Source organism: Promineifilum sp. (SeqCode), assembly GCF_041918635.1.
Taxonomy (GTDB): Bacteria; Chloroflexota; Anaerolineae; order Promineifilales; family Promineifilaceae; genus Promineifilum.
The window spans coordinates 1-2,246 of record NZ_JAYRVJ010000331.1 but is presented as its reverse complement, the minus strand read 5'-3'; the positions used below and the strand labels follow the sequence as shown (position 1 = coordinate 2,246).

Annotated in this window: 2 protein-coding genes and 1 pseudogene; 2 read left to right on the top strand and 1 reads right to left on the bottom strand. The window is 64.3% G+C overall.

What is annotated here, in order from left to right; genetic code table 11:
• The coding region (locus tag ACE3UY_RS10565) for a hypothetical protein (protein ID WP_374687493.1) at positions 1-509 on the top strand (509 nt) is incomplete at its 5' end.
• Between the two features lie 125 nt (positions 510-634).
• Positions 635-1,297 (top strand): LON peptidase substrate-binding domain-containing protein, encoded by a 663-nt coding sequence (locus tag ACE3UY_RS10560; protein ID WP_374687492.1) that lies wholly within the window; start codon positions 635-637, stop codon positions 1,295-1,297.
• A 91-nt stretch (positions 1,298-1,388) separates the two neighbouring features.
• On the opposite strand, the pseudogene ACE3UY_RS10555 reads toward ACE3UY_RS10560, so the two are convergent.
• Positions 1,389-2,246 (bottom strand): annotated as a pseudogene (locus ACE3UY_RS10555) (carboxypeptidase M32); the annotation flags it as partial.

The following is a 2,246-nucleotide window of genomic DNA, read 5'->3' as shown; positions in this document are numbered from 1 at the left end:
GGCCTGTTGGCGGGCGGCCGCGGGCGAAAGGAGTGAACGTCATGACCGAGGCAGGATCGTTGGAAAGACCGGAAACCCAACGCGGGTTCGAGACAGCGCAAACGGTGCTGGACAAGCTGGATCGGCTGTTCGACGCCGCCAGCCCGGAGGCGGTCTTCGCCGCGCCGGTGTCGGCCGAGGGCCGGACGGTGATTACCGCCGCCGAAGTGCTGGTGTGGGCCGGCGCGGGCGGCGGCGGCGGCGGCGGCACGAGCCAGCCCACGGCAGAAACTCCGGCAGCCGAGACTGTCGAGACGACCGAAGAACGCGCCGCCAGCGGCCCGAACGAGGGCTATGGCATTGGCGTCGGCGGCGGGGGCAGCACCCTGGCCCGGCCGGTCGCCGTCATCATCATGGACAGTCAGGGCGTTCGCGTCGAACCCATCGTGGACGTGACCAAGATCGCCCTCGCCGCCCTCACCGCTCTGGGCAGCATGGTCTTCATGCTCCTACGCATGCAACGGAAATAATTAGGAATTAGGAATTGGGCAAGAAGCCACTGGAGGCGCGCTAATTCCTAATTCCTAATTCCTAATTTCTTCCGTTTACGTTTTGCTATTGCGCGGCCGGTATAATCCAGCGTAGAGGTATGGTCATGAGGTCTGAAACCAAAATGTACGAGCTGCCGCTGTTCCCGCTCAATACGGTGCTGTTTCCGGGGATGCCCCTGCCGCTGCACATCTTTGAGGATCGCTACAAGGAGATGGTCGCCGACTGCATCCGCGACAACCGGCCGTTTGGCGTGGTGCTCATCGCCGAGGGCGCGGCCGAAGGCGGCCCCTTGGCCCGCCCCTACGCCATCGGCTGCACGGCCGAGATCGCCCAGGTTCAGCCGCTGGATGGGGGCAACATGCTCATCATGACCGTCGGCCGCGAGCGCTTCCGCGTTGTCCGGCTGGGCCGCGACGAGAAGCCCTACCTGGTCGGCATGGTCGAGCCGACGCCGCTGCTGGAAGATAACCCCGAGCAACTGGAGGCGCGCGCCGAGGCGCTAGAGCCGCTGGTCATCGAATACCTCCACAAGCTGGCGACGCTGGGAACCATCGACATGGAGCCGGATCAGGTTCCGTCCGAGCCGCTGGGGCTGATCTACCTGGCGGCCACGCTGATCCAGCTGCCGCCCGACGAGAAGCAAGCCTTCCTGGCCGCCGAGCGGGCGACAACGCTGGCCGGCAACCTGGCCCGCGCCTACCGCCGCGAACTGGCTCTGATGCGCACCATGCCGACCGAAGACATCGGCATCTTCTCTATTAACTGAGAAAGAAGAGCTCACGCAAAGAACACAAAGAAGCAAAGGACGCAAAGAAGAACATCTTTCTTTGCGTCCTTTGCTTCTTTGCGTGAGCCTCTTACTCTACGAACTTTTCCCGCAAGTAGGCCACATACGGCGCGATGGTCAGCGGCCCGCCGGTGACGCGCTGCACCAACTCATCGGCCGTGAACTTCGAGCCGTGCTGATAGATGTTCTCGCGCAGCCAGTCGTGGAGCGTGGCGAACTGCCCCCGCCCGATCTGCTCCGGGATGTCGGGATGCGCCCGCAGCGCTTCCCGGTAGAACAGGGCGCTCATGATGTTGCCCAATGTATACCCCTGGAACAACCCGCCAATGAGCCCGCTGTACCAGTGCACGTCTTGCAGCACGCCATCGGTATCATCGGGGGCGCGCAGCCCCAGGTCAGACTCATAGCGCGCGTGCCACGCCTCCGGCAGATCGGCCACGGCCAGCGACCCCTCCAGCAGCGCCAGCTCCAGATCGAAGCGGATCATCACGTGCAGGTCATACGTCATCTGATCGGCGTCGGTGCGGATGAGCGAGGGCTGCACCTTGTTGATGGCCCGGTAGAACGTCTCCAGCGGCACGCCGCCCAGTTGCGCCGGGAAAGCGGCCTGGAGTTGGGGGTAGTAGTGGTTCCAGAACGGCCGGCTGCGGCCGACGATATTCTCCCACAGGCGCGACTGGCTTTCGTGGACGCCGGCCGACGTGCCCTGGGCCAGCGGCGTGCCTTCCAGCGCCCGGCCAATACCCAACTCATAGAGCGCGTGGCCCGTCTCGTGGATGCTGCTGAAGAGCGCGTCGCTCAGATCGTCTGTCCGGTAGCGAGTGGTGATGCGCACGTCGTCCAGCGAAAACGCGGTCTCGAAGGGATGGTGGGTCTTGTCCAGCCGGCCGCGGCTGAAGTCGTAGCCAAGCTCGGCGATGATCCGTTC